This is a genomic window from Flavobacterium gyeonganense, assembly GCF_029625295.1.
Lineage (GTDB): Bacteria > Bacteroidota > Bacteroidia > Flavobacteriales > Flavobacteriaceae > Flavobacterium > Flavobacterium gyeonganense.
Window position 1 is genome coordinate 3,569,535 of record NZ_CP121112.1, and the last position, 16,185, is coordinate 3,585,719.

The 16,185-nt window shown below is 34.4% G+C and carries 11 protein-coding genes; 5 read left to right on the forward strand and 6 right to left on the reverse strand.

Annotated elements, in window-relative coordinates; genetic code table 11:
• Window positions 1–41: 41 nt before the first annotated feature.
• The 4 genes from P5P89_RS15400 (at window position 42) to P5P89_RS15415 (ending at window position 6,944) form a co-directional block, all read left to right on the forward strand.
• Window positions 42–1,400, forward strand: a complete 1,359-nt coding sequence (locus P5P89_RS15400; RefSeq protein ID WP_278009135.1) for a sensor histidine kinase — start codon at window positions 42–44, stop codon at window positions 1,398–1,400.
• A gap of 97 nt (window positions 1,401–1,497) precedes the next feature.
• Window positions 1,498–2,745: a TolC family protein gene (locus tag P5P89_RS15405; protein WP_278009136.1), complete on the forward strand. Its 1,248-nt coding sequence runs from the start codon at window positions 1,498–1,500 to the stop codon at window positions 2,743–2,745.
• Window positions 2,746–2,756: 11 nt separating this feature from the next.
• The gene (locus tag P5P89_RS15410) at window positions 2,757–3,842 is read left to right on the forward strand and encodes an efflux RND transporter periplasmic adaptor subunit (RefSeq protein ID WP_278009137.1); all 1,086 of its coding nucleotides are present in this window, start codon (window positions 2,757–2,759) and stop codon (window positions 3,840–3,842) included.
• Between the two features lie 3 nt (window positions 3,843–3,845).
• Complete coding sequence (locus tag P5P89_RS15415) at window positions 3,846–6,944, forward strand: efflux RND transporter permease subunit (RefSeq protein WP_278009138.1); 3,099 nt, start codon at window positions 3,846–3,848, stop codon at window positions 6,942–6,944.
• A 245-nt stretch (window positions 6,945–7,189) separates the two neighbouring features.
• On the opposite strand, the gene P5P89_RS15420 is transcribed toward P5P89_RS15415, so the two are convergent.
• Window positions 7,190–7,573, reverse strand: a complete 384-nt coding sequence (locus P5P89_RS15420; RefSeq protein WP_278009139.1) for an ankyrin repeat domain-containing protein — start codon at window positions 7,571–7,573, stop codon at window positions 7,190–7,192.
• Window positions 7,574–7,882: 309 nt separating this feature from the next.
• On the opposite strand from P5P89_RS15420, the gene P5P89_RS15425 reads away from it, so the two are divergent.
• Window positions 7,883–8,368, forward strand: coding sequence for a nuclear transport factor 2 family protein (locus P5P89_RS15425; RefSeq protein ID WP_278009140.1), 486 nt, complete (start codon window positions 7,883–7,885; stop codon window positions 8,366–8,368).
• A gap of 96 nt (window positions 8,369–8,464) precedes the next feature.
• On the opposite strand, the gene P5P89_RS15430 is transcribed toward P5P89_RS15425, so the two are convergent.
• The 5 genes from P5P89_RS15430 to P5P89_RS15450 form a co-directional block, all read right to left on the reverse strand.
• The gene (locus P5P89_RS15430) at window positions 8,465–9,421 is read right to left on the reverse strand and encodes a phosphoribosylaminoimidazolesuccinocarboxamide synthase (protein WP_278009141.1); all 957 of its coding nucleotides are present in this window, start codon (window positions 9,419–9,421) and stop codon (window positions 8,465–8,467) included.
• 145 nt (window positions 9,422–9,566) lie between these two features.
• Entirely contained in the window at window positions 9,567–11,915 is a 2,349-nt protein-coding gene (locus P5P89_RS15435) for a S9 family peptidase (protein ID WP_278009142.1), read from the reverse strand.
• 150 nt (window positions 11,916–12,065) lie between these two features.
• Window positions 12,066–12,896, reverse strand: a complete 831-nt coding sequence (locus P5P89_RS15440; protein ID WP_278009143.1) for a Cof-type HAD-IIB family hydrolase — start codon at window positions 12,894–12,896, stop codon at window positions 12,066–12,068.
• Between the two features lie 176 nt (window positions 12,897–13,072).
• On the reverse strand, window positions 13,073–14,254 hold the full coding sequence (locus P5P89_RS15445) for a hybrid sensor histidine kinase/response regulator transcription factor (RefSeq protein ID WP_278009144.1): 1,182 nt from the start codon (window positions 14,252–14,254) through the stop codon (window positions 13,073–13,075).
• Between the two features lie 17 nt (window positions 14,255–14,271).
• Window positions 14,272–16,173, reverse strand: a complete 1,902-nt coding sequence (locus P5P89_RS15450; protein ID WP_278009145.1) for a ligand-binding sensor domain-containing protein — start codon at window positions 16,171–16,173, stop codon at window positions 14,272–14,274.
• Window positions 16,174–16,185: the final 12 nt, after the last annotated feature.

Below are 16,185 nucleotides of genomic sequence, written 5' to 3' on the forward strand. Positions count from 1 at the left end.
CGAACCAAAATAGGTTACGGATATTATTTAAGCGATCAGGAATGACATTAAAAAACAGGATATCACTTTTAGTAAGTCTGCTCTTTACAATCCTCTTTGGGCTGGCTTCTACTGTGATTTTTGTTTTATATTCTAATTTCAGAAAAGAAGAATTCCGGGATCGTTTAGAAATAAAAGCACTTTCAAACATTAAACTTCTTGTAAACGTAAAAGAAGTTGATGATCAGCTTTTAAAAATGATTGATCAGAATTCAATCAATAAATTATATGATGAAAAAACGCTGGTTTTCGATTCTAATTTCAAACTTATCTACAGCAGTATTGACGATGCCAAAATTGACTGGTCTGTCGACGATTTAAAATACCTTAAAAAACACAAAACGTTTTTTAAACAACAAGGCGATTACGAAGTGTACGGTGTTTTTTATGATACCAAAGACCGGGATTTTTATGCCTTAATATCGGCCACAGATGATTATGGTAAACGAAAACTACTTTTTTTACGATATACGTTAATCATTTCTTATATCTTTTTTACCTGCATTTGTTGGGTATTAACTTCATGGATGGTAAAAAAAGCCATGAATCCGTTAAGTATTTTTCATCAGAAGATTAAAAATATAAACGAAAACAATCTGGATACCCGCGTAGAATCCAAAAGCAATAAAAATGAAATTGACCTGATTGCCAATGAATTCAATTTTATGATGGACAGAATCGAGGTTTCGTATCAAAAACAAAAAGAATTCACTGCTCACGCTTCGCACGAACTCAGGACTCCTCTATCAAGAATAACATCACAAATTGAAAACACAATTGCGGATCCGGAAACATCAGCTAAAGGAAAAACTTTTTTAAATACTATTTTATCTGATGTCAATCATTTATCGGAACTGATTCATTCTTTACTGGTGTTGTCTAAAATTGATACAAATACTGCTGCCAACGATGAAATTCAAAGGATGGATGAAATTCTGTTTTCGGCTATTGAAAATTTAAATAAAACCTTTCCTGATTTTGTCATTTTGTTTGAAATAGAAGAAAGCGACAATCTTGATACGGCTTTAGAAATAAATGGAAATAAAAGCCTTTTGGAAATTGCGGTGAGTAATGTGCTAAAAAATGCCTGCGTTTATTCTGATAACAAACAGGCAAAAGTCAAAATTAGTACTCAGGAAAATCATTTGGTGATTTCAGTTTTAAACACCGGAAAAACACTCAGCGAAAACGAACAGAAAAATCTTTTCCAGCCTTTCATGCGTGGCGAAAATTCAAAAGGTACTTCTGGTTTCGGACTTGGGCTGCGTATTGTAAACCGCATTTTAATACTTCATAATGCAAAAATCAGGTATAACGTACCTGTAGAAAAGACTAATTTATTTGAATTAATTTTTAATTAAATAAGTATTCTTAATTTTTTTAAGCACTTTTTAAGGTCTTTCTTAAGGTGTCTTAAAGTCCTGCAATAGCATATTTGTGTCAAATAAAAATGATACGATGAAAAAGTTATTTGCATTATTCCTGCTGATTGCCATGAATCAGATGGTTCTGGCTCAAAAAACAGTCACTTTAGAAGATTGTGAAAGTCAGTTTTTAAAAAACAATCTCTTTTTGCTGGCTTCGCATTACAATGTTGATGCCTCAAAAGCGCTCACGATTCAGGCGCGTATCTGGGACAACCCAGTAATTTCCGCAGAACTCAACGCCTACAATCCGGATCGGGATAAATATTTCGATATCGGGAAACAGGGACAGAAAGTATTTGGTATCGAGCAGCTGATTTATCTGGGAGGGAAAAAACGCAACGAAATAAAATTAGCAAAAACCAATGAACAGCTTGCAGAACTGCAATTCAATGATTTGCTCAGAACGCTCAAACTGCAATTGCGTAAAAGCTTTTATACGGTTTATTACAATTCAAAAAGTCTGGAAACCACAGACAAACAATTAGCTCATATTGAAGATTTAATCAATTCGTACTCAGTTCAGGCGCAAAAAGGAAATATTCCTTTAAGGGATGTTGTGCGTCTGCAGTCGCTTTATCTGAATTTTAAAAATGAGCGTATGGAAGTAGTAAATAACAACATCGAAGAACAGGCGAATCTGAAATTGCTTTTAAATTCTACTGATGAAGTTGTTCCGAATGTTTCAAAAGACGAATTCAGTAAATATTTAAAAACGATTGATTTCGACTTAAAATCTTTTGAAAATGAAGCTATTGCAAACAGACCTGATTATCTGGCAAAACAAAAAGAAATAGATGCCAACGAACTAAATGTAAAATGGCAAAAATCACTTTCGGTTCCTGATATTACTTTGGGTGCCAAATACGACCAGCGAAGCGGTGCTTTTAACAATGAAGCGAATTTGACTGTTGGAATTCCATTGCCGCTTTGGAATCAAAATAAAGGAAATATCAAGTACGCAAAAACCATTCTGGAACAGTCAAAAATTGAAAAACAAAATTTTGAACTGCAGCTTCAGACTGAAATCACATCCGCCTGGAATAAATGGGACGAATCCCGTAAAAATTATGTTTTGATAAAACCAACAGTAAACTCGGATTTTGAAGCCGTTTATAACGGAATCTTAACCAATTTCCAGAAACGAAATATCAGCTTATTAGAATTTACGGATTTTATGGAAAGCTACAATCAGGCTAATATTCAGGTAAACGAGTTAAAGAAAAAACTGGCGCTGTCTGCAGAAGAATTAAACAGTACAATCAACAAAGACTTATTTTAAAACTAAATAAAATGAAACATAAACTAATCATCGGAATTGCAATTGTGAGTTTATCCATCGCAGGCTGTAAAAAAGAAGTAGAAAATCCGCAGATCAATACCTCTTTTGCTTTGAGCGATAACATGCTGAAAACGACAACAACTGCAGTTGCACAGACACAGCCTGTAACAAACGAATTGAGTTTTTACGGAAAAATCACTGCCGACAACAATAAAATGATTGATGTTTACCCACTTGTAGGCGGAAACGTAATGAAGGTAAATGTTGAACTTGGAGATTATGTAAAAAAAGGTCAGGTTTTGGCAACCATAAAAAGTACCGATATTGCTGATTTCGAAAAACAATCCCTTGATGCTAAAAGTGATTTGCTTGTAGCCAAAAACAACCTCAAAGTTGCCCAGGAATTATTTGACGGAAAATTAAACTCTGAAAGCGATGTGCTTCAGGCAAAATCGGAAGTAAATAAAGCGCAGTCACAGTTAAGCAAAGTTCAGGAGACTTATAAAATCTACAATATCAAAGCAGGCTCTATTTACGAAGTAACAGCACCAATCAGCGGTTTTGTCATTCAAAAAAGCATCAATCAGGACATGCTCTTGCGAAGCGACCGCTCAGAAAATATTTTTGACATTGCCGAAATAAGCGAAGTATGGGCAATGGCAAACATTAACGAGACGGACATCAATAAAGTAAAATTAGGAATCGATGCAGATGTTACGACCTTGAGTTATCCGGATAAAGTTTTTAAAGGAAAAGTAGATAAAATTTTCAACGTAATTGATCCGGAAACAAAAGCAATGCAGGCAAGGGTTAAACTGCAAAACCCTGGATTTTTGCTGAAACCGGATATGAATGCCAACATCAAACTGTCTTTTAAAGAAGATAAATCGATGATTGCAATTCCGAGTGATGCTATTGTTTTCGATAAAAGTAAAAATTTCGTCATGATTTTTAAAGACCGTCACAATATCGAAACGAGACAAGTTGAGGTTTACAGAGTGGTTGGAAAAATCGCCTATATCTCAAGCGGTTTAAAAGAAAATGAAAAAGTCATTACCAACAATCAGTTATTTATTTACCGTGCTTTAAACGAATAAGACATGAACAAATTCATACGAAATATTATTGCTTTTTCGCTCAAGAACAAAGCATTCACCTTTTTTTGGGTGGGATTACTGGCGGTTGCAGGATTTATTTCCTTCAAAAATATGCCCATTGACGCTTTTCCGGATGTAACAAATACTCAGATTATCATCATTACACAATGGAACGGAAAAAGTGCAGAAGAAGTAGAACGTTTTGTGACTTCTCCTATCGAAATTTCCATGAACTCGGTTCAGAAAAAAACGAGTGTGCGAAGTATTACCATGTTTGGATTATCGGTTATTAAAATCATTTTTGATGATGGGGTAGATGATACATTTGCGCGTTTTCAGGTGAATAATTTGCTGAAAAATGTGACACTGCCGGATGATGTAGAACCGGATGTTCAGCCCCCTTATGGTCCAACAGGAGAAATATTCCGGTATATTGTAAAAAGCGACAGCAGGGATAGCCGTGAATTATTAACGTATCAAAACTGGGTGATCGACAAACAGCTTCGTTCTGTTCCTGGTGTGGCCGATTTGAATGTTTTTGGAGGTCAGACTAAAACATACGAAGTTGGTGTTGATCCCGTTAAATTAGCAAAGTACAATATTACACCGCTTCAGGTTTACAATGCTGTTGATGCAGGCAATTTAAATGTTGGCGGTGATATCATCGAAAAAAACGGACAGGCATTTGTAGTTCGTGGGGTTGGTCTTTTAAAATCCCGAAAAGACATTGAAAACATTATTGTTGATCAGGCAGGAGGAAATCCGATTTTGGTTAAAAACGTAGCTTCTGTTTACGAAAGTTCAATGCCAAGAGTGGGGCAAACGGGTATTGGCAAGAATGATGATGCCGTTGAAGGAATTGTCGTGATGCGTAAAGGCGAAAATGCACAGGAAACTTTGGCTTTAATCAAAGATAAAATCAAAGATTTAAATGAAAATGTACTTCCGAAAGACATTAAAATAGAAACTTTTTACGATCGTGATAATCTGATGAATTTCACGACAGAAACGGTAATGCACAATTTATTCGAAGGAATTATTCTGGTTACCTGCGTGGTATTTCTTTTTATGGCCGACTGGAGGACTACTTTTACGGTTTCTATTGTGATTCCACTTTCGTTATTGTTCGCATTTTTATGTCTGAAAATGATGGGGATGAGTGCCAATTTGCTGAGTCTGGGTGCTGTCGATTTCGGGATTATAATTGATGGAGCGGTGGTGATGGTCGAAGGATTGTTTGTGGTTTTGGATCACCGCGCGCATCAATTAGGAATGACGGCTTACAACAAAATTGCAAAAGGTAGTCTGATCAAAAAAACAGGAACTGAAATGGGTAAAGCCATATTCTTTTCTAAGTTAATTATCATTACTGCACTACTGCCGATATTTTCTTTTCAGAAAGTAGAAGGAAAAATGTTCTCGCCTTTGGCTTTTACGTTAGGTTTTGCCTTAATGGGAGCTTTGCTTTTTACTTTGACACTGGTACCGGTTTTGTCACACATTCTTTTAAATAAAAATGTAAAAGAAAAGAACAACCCGTTCGTTAATTTTTGGGACCGCATTGTAGGGAAAGGTTTTGCCTGGACCTTTAAACATAAAGTGAAATCATTAGTTATTTCAATTTCTATTATTGCGGTAACTTTCTTTTCAGCTTCATTTTTGGGTACCGAATTTTTACCTCAGTTAAACGAAGGGGCCTTGTGGGTAACAGCAGAATTGCCAATGAGTACGTCGCTTCCGGAGAGTGTGCAGACGGCGGCAATGATCAGAAAAGATCTGGAAACTTTTCCGGAAGTCAAAAAAGTGCTTTCGCAAACCGGAAGAAGCAATGACGGGACTGACCCGAACGGGTTCGGGTTTATTCAGCTTCAGGTAGATTTAAAACCTAAATCAGAATGGACACGCAAAATCAATATGGATGAGCTGATTAACGAAATGGATCAAAAGCTAAAAGTACATCAGGGAATTACCTATAATTATTCACAACCGGTTATCGACAACGTAGCCGAATCTGTAGCGGGTTTCAAAGCTTCAAATGCTGTGAAAATTTATGGAGATGATCTCGATAAACTCGACGAATTATCAAATGAGGTTTTAGCGAAAATCAAAAATATTCCCGGTATAAAAGACGTCGGAATTCTGAGAAATGTTGGCCAGCCAGAAATCAGTGTGATTTTGGACAGAGAAAAAATGGCCGCTTACGGTGTTACTTTGAGTGATGCGCAGGCTGTATTAGAACTGGCATTTGGAGGGAAAACAGCTACTCAAAAGTATGAAGACGAAAAGAAATTTGATGTAAGGGTTCGTTTTTCTAAAGAATACAGAAAAGACGAAGAAGATTTGGCCGAATTAAAAGTGCCAACAATCAGTGGTGCCAAAATTCCGTTGAAAGAAATATGCGATATAAAAACGGTTACTGGACCGGCTTTTATTTACAGAGATAATACCAAACGATTTATTGGGGTTAAATTCTCTGTTCGTGATCGTGATTTGGGAAGTACCATTGCGGAAGCGCAGGAAAAAGTAGCTCAGGTAAAAATGCCTGCAGGCTATACCACAGGCTGGACAGGTGAATTTGAAAATCAGGTTCGTGCCAGTGCGCGTCTGGCTCAGGTAGTACCTATCAGTTTAATAGGGATTTTTGTCCTGTTATTTATCTTATTCGGAAATATTAAAGATTCACTGCTTGTTTTGGCCAATGTCCCGTTTGCTGTTATTGGCGGAATCATCGCATTACATTTAACCGGAATGAATTTCGGAATATCAGCAGGGGTTGGTTTTATAGCCTTACTCGGGATCTGTATTCAAAACGGAGTTATTCTTATATCCGAATTCCATCACAATCTTAAGGCTAAGTTTTCACTCGAAGAATCTATTTTTATGGGTGTAAAAGCCAGAACCAGGGCCGTAGTGATGACAGCATTGATGGCTTCTATAGGTCTGTTACCTGCCGCCATTTCTACGGGAATTGGTTCTGAATCACAAAAACCTTTGGCGATAGTAATTATTGGAGGGTTAATTACCGCAACAGTCCTGACATTATTGGTTTTTCCAATTCTGTTCTGGATATTCAACCGTAAAAAGCATGCTCCAATTGAGTAAATAGTAATAGTTGGTTATTTTAATTTGGGGAAGAAAAAGCATCATTATTTTTAATGGTGCTTTTTTGAGTTTATGAAAGGATGATTTTCATGAGCTCATCCCGCTGTCCCTTATATCTTTTATGGCGAACCCCGCCATAAAAGGATGTCAGTACCATCGGGGCTAAGAAACCATCAAAAATAAAAACGACCTTCTGCTCAGGAAGGTCGTTTTATTACTAACTCAAAACTTTTGGATTCAAACTTTTATTTTAATCCTTTCAAAATGGCAACTACTTCTGCGGCATTAGATAACTCCGCATATTTCAAAGCAGTAAATCCTTTTTCATTTTTAATGCCAGGTTTTGCTCCCTGCGCTAATAAGATTTTAACGATCTCAACTTTGTTGTAACGTGCAGCTGTCATTAAAGGAGTCATATCTTCTGATATTTGATTTACATCAGCTCCGTATTCAATAAATTTCAAGACGATTTGAAGATCCCCTTTTAAAATTGCCACATTTAGTGGGGAAGCATCATAAGATTCAGTTTTAACTTTTTTGTCTCCGTTTGAAGAATTAAAATCTGATGCTAAAGAAACATTTGTAAAAGCTACTAAAGCTACTCCTAAATAAACGATTGATTTTTTCATAATGATTGTTGTTTGTTGATTGATTAATGATGATGTTTTTAATTCTGATGTAAAGGTAATCTAATTTTTGTATTATGTATTGCAAGGTACTATGTTTTAACTATTTCTTAACATTTACTTAATGAAATAAGCCTTGTGAATTATTAGCTATCTATATAGACGACAAATAAATAATTTCGTTACAGTAATTTTGGTAATTTTACAAAAGGAGCTGTTATTGTTAAATTTTTTCAAAAGCAGGAAATTATTTATATAAATTTACATTTTCAGAAAATCTTAAATTTTAGCTGTATTTAATTTCCATATACTATGAAAAAATTAACTATTTTGATGTTTATACTTTACTTGTACGGTTGTAGTTCTCAAAAAAACTATGATTATGCCATAACCAAAAATTACAAACCCGACGATCCGGAACTCTATAAAAAGATTATAATTATGGACAGTATTTTCTTTGGACTTTATAATTCCTGCGATAAGAATCTTGAGAAATACGGGGATTTTTATTTAGAGGATATTGAGTTTTATCATGACAAAGGTGGACTGATGACTTCTAAAAAAGATATTATAGAAGGTACTCAGAAAAATGTTTGTGGTAAAGTTACCCGTGAATTAGTAAAAGGAAGCGTTGAGGTGTATCCAATAAAAGATTATGGAGCTTTGGAAATTGGCCTGCATAAATTTCATAACAATACTGAACCGCCAAATACAGAATCAAAAGCCGGAAGATTTATGATCTTTTGGAAAAATGTAAACAATGACTGGAAAATAGCAAGGGTAGTAAGTTTACACTAATACTAAAATAAAAAATGCCCTGCTATTATATGGCAAGGCATTTATTTGGAATTATATAATGTTGATAGTTCTAAATAATAATTTTAAAACCCAAAATTACTCTCTTGATGTAAGATATTCTAATACATTTTTTTCAATGCGTTGATCAATATTGTTAATATCAGCTTTAATGAATTTTTCTCCTAAAATATTCTCGTATAATTCGATATATCTTTCTGACACTGATTCGATGTAAGCATCGGTCATTTCAGGAATCTGCTGACCTTCCTGTCCCTGAAAACCATTTTCGATCAGCCAGCGGCGTACAAACTCTTTTGATAATTGTTTTTGTTCTTCGCCTTTTTCCTGTCTTTCGGCATATCCGTCAGCATAAAAATAACGTGAAGAATCCGGAGTATGTATTTCATCAATTAAAACGATAACACCTTCTTTCGTTTTTCCAAATTCGTATTTCGTATCCACTAAAATCAAACCGCGCTCAGCAGCAATTTCTGTTCCTCTCTGAAATAAATCACGGGTAAATTTCTCCAGGACAATATAATCTTCTTCAGAAACAATTCCTTTTGCAAGAATGTCTTCACGTGAAATATCTTCATCATGCGAACCGTTATCAGCCTTTGTCGTTGGAGTGATAATAGGTTCAGGGAATTTATCATTTTCTTTTAAACCTTCAGCCATTGTAACTCCACAGATTTGTCTTCTTCCTGCAGCATATTCTCTCGCTGCGTGTCCTGAAAGATAACCTCGAATTACCATTTCAACTTTGAATGGTTCACACAAATGTCCTACAGCAACGTTTGGATCCGGAGTTGCAATCAACCAGTTTGGAACAATATCTTCTGTCAATTCCATAAATTTTGTAGCAATCTGGTTCAGGATTTGTCCTTTATACGGAATTCCTTTTGGCAAAACCACATCAAAAGCCGAAAGTCTGTCAGTAGCTACCATTACTAAAAGTTCGTCGTTGATATTATAAACTTCCCTCACTTTTCCTCTATACACTGATTTCTGATTCGGGAAATTAAAATTTGTTGTTGTGATTGTATTGCTCATTGTCTTTTAGTTGTGTTTTTATGAATGCAAATTTAAAACTATTTAAAAGAGCAAACAAATGTTTATTTGTTGGTAGTTTGTTGTTAATAGTTAATAGTTTTTGTTTAAAGAATTAATTCCCATCAAGAATAAACGATTAACTAAATTATTGTTTTAAAAGTGTCGAATTAAATAAATTTAAGATCCGGCTGTACTCATCTATCCAGGAATAAGTTTCTTTAAAACCATGTGCTTCAACCGGGAAAGAAGCCAGACTCCAGTTCTTTTTTTCTAATTCAATAAAACGCTGAGACAAACGTACAATATCTTTGTATTCAACATTGTCATCTACCATTCCGTGTAGCATTACTAAATTTCCTTTTAGATTACCAGCATAATAAATAGGAGAACTTTTCTTGTAAGCTTCAGGGTCTGTTTCAGGAAAATTCAAAATATTGCCAGTATATCCGTGATTGTAGTGTGCCCAGTCTGTAACAGATCTTAGTGCAGCTCCCGAAGTAAATTCACCAGGAGTGGTGAGCATTGCCATCAGCGTAATAAAACCACCATAAGAACCGCCGTAAATACCAACCTTATTTGTATCAATACCATATTTTTCCACTAATACTTTTTTACCATCTAATTGATCAGATAAATCTTTCCCTCCCATAAAACGGTAAATTCCGGTTCTGAAATCTCGTCCGTAGCCGTCGCTTCCTCTGTAATCAATATCCAAAACAGTGTAACCTAAATCGGTTAACAGATTATGGAACATATATTCTCTGTAATAATTGCTCCAGAAATTATGGGCATTTTGAAGATAACCAGCACCGTGAACGAAAATGATAGCGGCTTTATTCGAAATTTCAGCTTTAGGGGTATACAATCTTGCATTTATTGGAGTTACGTCCTGTGCTTGAAATGTAATAACTTCCGGCTCTCTCCATTGATACTTTTTAAAATCTTCTGAGACTGATGAAGAAATTTGCTGTAATGATGTGTTCTTTTTATTTTCGGCAACATAAAAATCCCATGGGATGTTTTTATATGAATAACGAACTAAAAGTGATTTTTCGTCTGGTGAAAGTACTACTTCATGCGCACCATCTTTGGTTAAAATGGGTTGCAAAACACCATCAGCAAGAGCTAATTTATAAAAATTTCTGTTTCCCGGATGTGTAGTGTTGGTACTCAAATAGAATGCTTTTTTGTCCTTTGCCAAGGTTACATCCCTAATTTCCCATTTTCCAGTGGTAAGCTGATTCTTCTTTTTTGTTTTTACATTATAAGTGTACAAATGAGAAAAGCCAGTAGCTTCAGACTGAAAATAAATAGTTTCATTGTCTGCCAAAAAGCCAAGAGTACCGGAATCAAATGAATAAGATGGAATTCCCGGACCGCCAATCCAGGCTTCGTCGTGCTGATGTTCAATTTCTTCAAAGGTTCCTTTATCAAGATTTAGATTTACCAGCCATCTGTCTTTATTATCCTGGCTTCTGATTTCAATAATGGCTAATGAACCGTTTTGATTATAGACAGGTGCCTGAGTAACAATTGGTTTGTCTTCTTTGGCTTTGTTTTTCAGGTTATCATATTGCTCATAATATTTAGGAGTATCCTGAATATGGGTTAAATTTGAAAAATTCACATAATAAACAGAATCTTTTGCAACAGAATAAATTCCGAATTTCGTTTTTACAAAATTAGATGTCGAAACTTTCTCTTTAGTTTCAGGGGTCTGATTGTATCCATCAGCAGTGATAAAGACTTCCATTTTTTCTCTTTTTGCTTCTGTCCCTTCTACTAACATGAAAGTGGCAAAATCGCCATTTGGATTTACTTTTAAACTATAAAAATCATCTTTCCCATAAAAATATTCCTTGGCAAAATCAGATTTTACAGTTTTGGCTTTGGCAATATTCCATTGCTTCTTAGCTTCTTTATCTCTAATGAATTGAAACAACTCTTTTTGCTGTGTATTCAGGAAAGTTTCTTTTTCTGGTTTTGTTTCTTTTTTATTCCCTTTATTAAAATTGGTGATTTGTAAAATCGTTCCTTCTTTCGTATCAAACTTAAAAACATTATTATTCTGTTCAAAAAACAGAATTCCGGACTGGCAGCCTAATTCTAAATTATTTAATGCAACAGATTGCTGAATTAGTTTTTTTACAGTTTTTGAATGGATTGAATAAGAGTATAAACTTCCTTTTTCTAAAAAATAAACAGTATCCGACCCTGGCTTTGTTTTAAAGTCCAGTTGAGAAAATGCAGCTTCTTTTGGTGTAGCCAATTCTGGTTTAACCATTCCTTTTTGCCAGAAATAAGTGCTGGCTCCTAATTCATCTTTTGGATTCCATTCAAAATAAATTTTTTTACCGTCCAGAGACCAGCGCCCGTTTGTTGGTTGATTTCCAATAAAAGATTCGCCTTTCATTATTTCTTCTAACTTCAGTTTTTGGCTATTTCCAATAATTGCAATAAATGAAAAGATAAGGATAAAAATGTTTTTTGTCATTATAATACTTTTTTGTAAAAACAAAAGTACATTACGAAACTATTAAAAAATGATTTTTTGTAAAATTCTTTGTAAAATACCTAATTGAATAAAAAAATCCCTGAATAAGTATTTCAGGGATTCTGTATTTTGATGAAAATATATTTTAGGTTAACCTTCTACAAGCTCTTTATTCAAAATTCTGGAAGCGATGTACTTTGCTACACCATCTTCAGCATTGGTTTTTATAACTTCTAAATCCGGCAGGGTTTCTTTCAACAGCGAAGGGGCATTTCCCATAATCAAACCTTTTCCTGATGCGGATAACATCTGAACATCGTTGAAGCCGTCACCAAATGAAACGGCTTCAGACAATGTAAAACCTTCTTTTTCAAGAACCATTTCGATTGCAACTGCTTTATCTACAGCTTTGTCCATGAACTCCAGACAAGTCGGTAAACTGAAAGCGTGATGCAGATGTTCTGAAGAATTAGCCAAAACAGCATCTTTCAGTTTTACTAATTTTTCATGATTATCACATGAAAAGAAAATTTTGATGGCACCAAAATCTTCCAGGGTTTTATAATCAACCAATTCAGGGCGGTATTTTAATTCGGCCTGAAAAGCATTTAATCTTTCATTAACCTTATTGGTCTGCCAGACATTTTCTTTGAATAAGACAACGGTAATTTCAGGATCTATTTCAACATTTAAGGCAGCTTTTACAACATCGCTGTCTAAGTTGAAGGCAAAAAGTTCTTCTTTTTCTGGCGAATGGATTCTGGCTCCGTTTGAACTTACTAAATATACAGGTACTTCAAGGGTTTCAATAATTGCCATCGCATCAAGATGATGGCGGCCAGTGGCAACGACGATAAGATAATTTTGATTGTGAAGTTCCTGAAAAATGGATTTGGTGTAATCTGAAATTCTGTGTTGAGGGTTGAGTAAAGTTCCGTCAAGGTCACTTACTACAACTTTTATATTTTTAAGCTTTGTCATATTAATATTCAAATATTTATGAGGTGCAAAATTAAGCTTTTAAGCCCGGAAGACCAAAGTTACAAACGTTCTGAAGCCAGAAATAAGGCAAGTTTATTATTTATTTAACTATTTGTTTTCACATCTTAACTTTATTCCTCTTCTCTTTCATTAGATGGAAAAAAGTTGGTTGGGCTTTATTGTTTCTGCTTTAAATAATCTGAAGGGGAAATTTTATAGTACTCCTTAAAGCAGGTACTAAAATAGCCTGCACCATTAAATCCGGCTTTGTAGGCAATATTGGCGATGTCAGTTTCTCCTGCATCAAGATATTGTTTGGCTCTTTTTAGGCGCATTTCGCTGACAAATTCTACAGGAGTTATGTTGGTAAGGCTTTTGAATTTTCTGTTGAATGTTACTCTTGACATATTCAATGCATTGGCAATCAAATCAATATTGAATTTTGGATTGGTCATACTATCTTCGACAATAGCAATAATATCTTTTAGGAACTGTTCATCTTTGGTTGTAATGATAATTTCCCCGGGTTGTAATTCGATTGTTTTCATATTCGATTGTAATTGTTCGAAAATTTTCTTTCTGGATTTAATTAAATTTTGAATTGAAGCCAGTAGAAAATCAGTGTCAAAGGGCTTAGTAATGTAATAATCTGCGCCATAATGTAAACCTTTTATTTTGCTTTCCACAGATGATTTTGCAGTTAATAAAATAACTGGAATATGACTGGTTTCGGTTTTGTTTTTAAGCGTATCGAGCAATTCAGTTCCATCCATTTCAGGCATCATAACATCACTTAAAATTAAATCCGGAAGTTTGTTTGTGGCAATAACCAAACCTTCTTTTCCGTTTGCAGCTTCCAGTATTTGATAAAAACGCTGTAATTGGCTCTTTAAAAATGATCTTAATTCGTAATTGTCCTCTACAATAAGAACTACAGGTAATTGTTCGTCCTGATTACTTTTTAAAACCTTATTTTCACTTTTCTGTTTATTATCAATAGAATGTTTCCTTAATTTTTGTCCTGATAATTTTTGTTTGGAGTAGTTGTTTTGGAAAATTTCCTGATTTAAATTAATTTCTATAGAAACGGTCAGGCCTCCGTTTTCATTATTGAAGGCATAAATGTCACCCTGATGCAATTGCACATATTCTTTACAAAGAGCAAGCCCGATTCCTGTTCCTGTATTGTTGTCTGAATTTGTTTCGTAATATAGTTTAAAAATATCCATCAGCTTGTTTTCCTCAACACCGGAACCCTGATCTGAAACATTGATTTTTAAAATAGTATCATTTTCTAATTTCAGTTCAACAGTAATAATACTGTCATTCGGAGAAAATTTAATCGCGTTAGATAGCAAATTATAGATGATAATATCTATTTTTTTTTATCCAGATTTGCAATAAGAGTTTCAGAATTGCATTTTGTTTTAATTTTTATATTTTTTTCATATGCTGCCTGAGAAAATAAAGCATTTATTTCGTTTACAAAAGAAACCATTTCGACAGGTTCAATATGAAGTTTTTCTTTACTGCTCTGTATTTTTCTAAAATCCAGCAGCTGATTTATAAATCGTATTAGCCTATTGGTGTTTTTTTGTACTGTTTCTATATATTCACTTTCCAAAGGAGTTAAATTTTTGCTTTTAGCGATTTCATTTATAGGGTTAACAATTAAGGTGAGAGGAGTTCTTAATTCGTGAGAAATATTGGTGAAGAAACTCAGTTTTAGCTCTGACATTTTTTGTTCTACAACAATTTTGTTTCGCAGACGAATCATTGAAAAAGCTATCCTTCGGGCGATTTCGAGCGCTAACAAAATAAGGATGACATATAAAAAATAAGCAAAATTGGTTTTCCAAAAGGGAGGGGCAATCGTAAAAGTTAAATTCTTGTGTGGAGTCGCAGTGTACAATTCTGTATTTAGGCATTTTACTTCAAACGTATAATCTCCCGGCGGTAAATTGGTAAAGGTTGCTTTTTTCTGGTTTTTTACCTCATGCCATGTATCATCAAGACCTTTTAACCGGTATGCATACAATTGTTTGTTGTTTGATATGTAATCTAATACGGTATAATAGATGCTAATGGTGTTTTCAGTATAGTTTAACTCAATATTATTGATGTAATTGATGTCACTTTCTAAAGGATATTCTGCCGATTTTACATTTGAGTTTTTATTGTTGATTTCAAAGCCAGTGAAAACCATTTTTGTATTGGTTTTTGGTTTTTCTATTTTTTTTGGATTGAAAGTCAAATAACCATTTCTGTTACCAAAAACTAAGTTACCATTCAGTAATTTTATTCCGGCAGATTCAGAAAAACCAGTTTTAACTAAACCATCATAAGAATCATAATTTTTAAAAATATGATCTTGTAAATTGAATTTAGCAATACCGTTTTCCGTCGCCAGCCATAGGTTTTTCTGATCATCTTCTGCCATGCTCAGAATAAAATCACTTGGTAAGCCATCGTCTTTTGTAAAGTTTTTAAATTTTAAACCATTCCCTTTTTCAATAACCTGACTGAGTCCGCCACCAGCCGTTGAAATCCACATTTTCTCAGCTGAATCTTTGAAAATAAACAACACATCGTTACAGCCAAGACTGAATTTGTCTGAAGGCAACTTTTCATATCTGGAAAATTTTACCTTAGAAGAATCGTAATTCTCAGGATTAAATGTCACTAATCCGTTTGTTGTGGCAACCCAGATCTGACCTTTATATCCCTGAGCTAAATACCTGACCTTACTGGATTCAATAGCGGGATAGTTTTTAAAGTGATGTATGAAAATATATTCCCCATTTTTTTCTTCCAGTAAATTGATTCCGTTGTCATAAGTACCTATCCAGATTCTCCCTTTTTTATCTTCTAAGACAGAATAAATTTCATTGCTGCTAATACTTGCAGGATTGTTTTTATCAGCTTTAAACTGTTTTAATGTGTATTGGGAATTTTGTAACTTGACAGGAGTGGCTTTATATAAACCACTTCCTTTTGTACCCAGCCATACATTTCCTTTGGTATCTCCTATGATACAATATACCAGACCAATTTCATCTGCTTTGTAATTGGTAAATGGGTTTATTAGTTCCTGAGTTCCGTTGTAGATTTTTAATTTTCCTGCTTTTGACGACAGCCATAGCCGATTGTTTTTATCTGAAAAAACAGCTCTGATTTCATTTTCCGTTTTGATTTTGCTGTTGGGGATTAAAAGCTGTTGCTGAAAATTATTTTTCTGAAAAATGATTTTATTAATTCCTCTGTCGGTGGTGCTCATCCAGAGAATTCC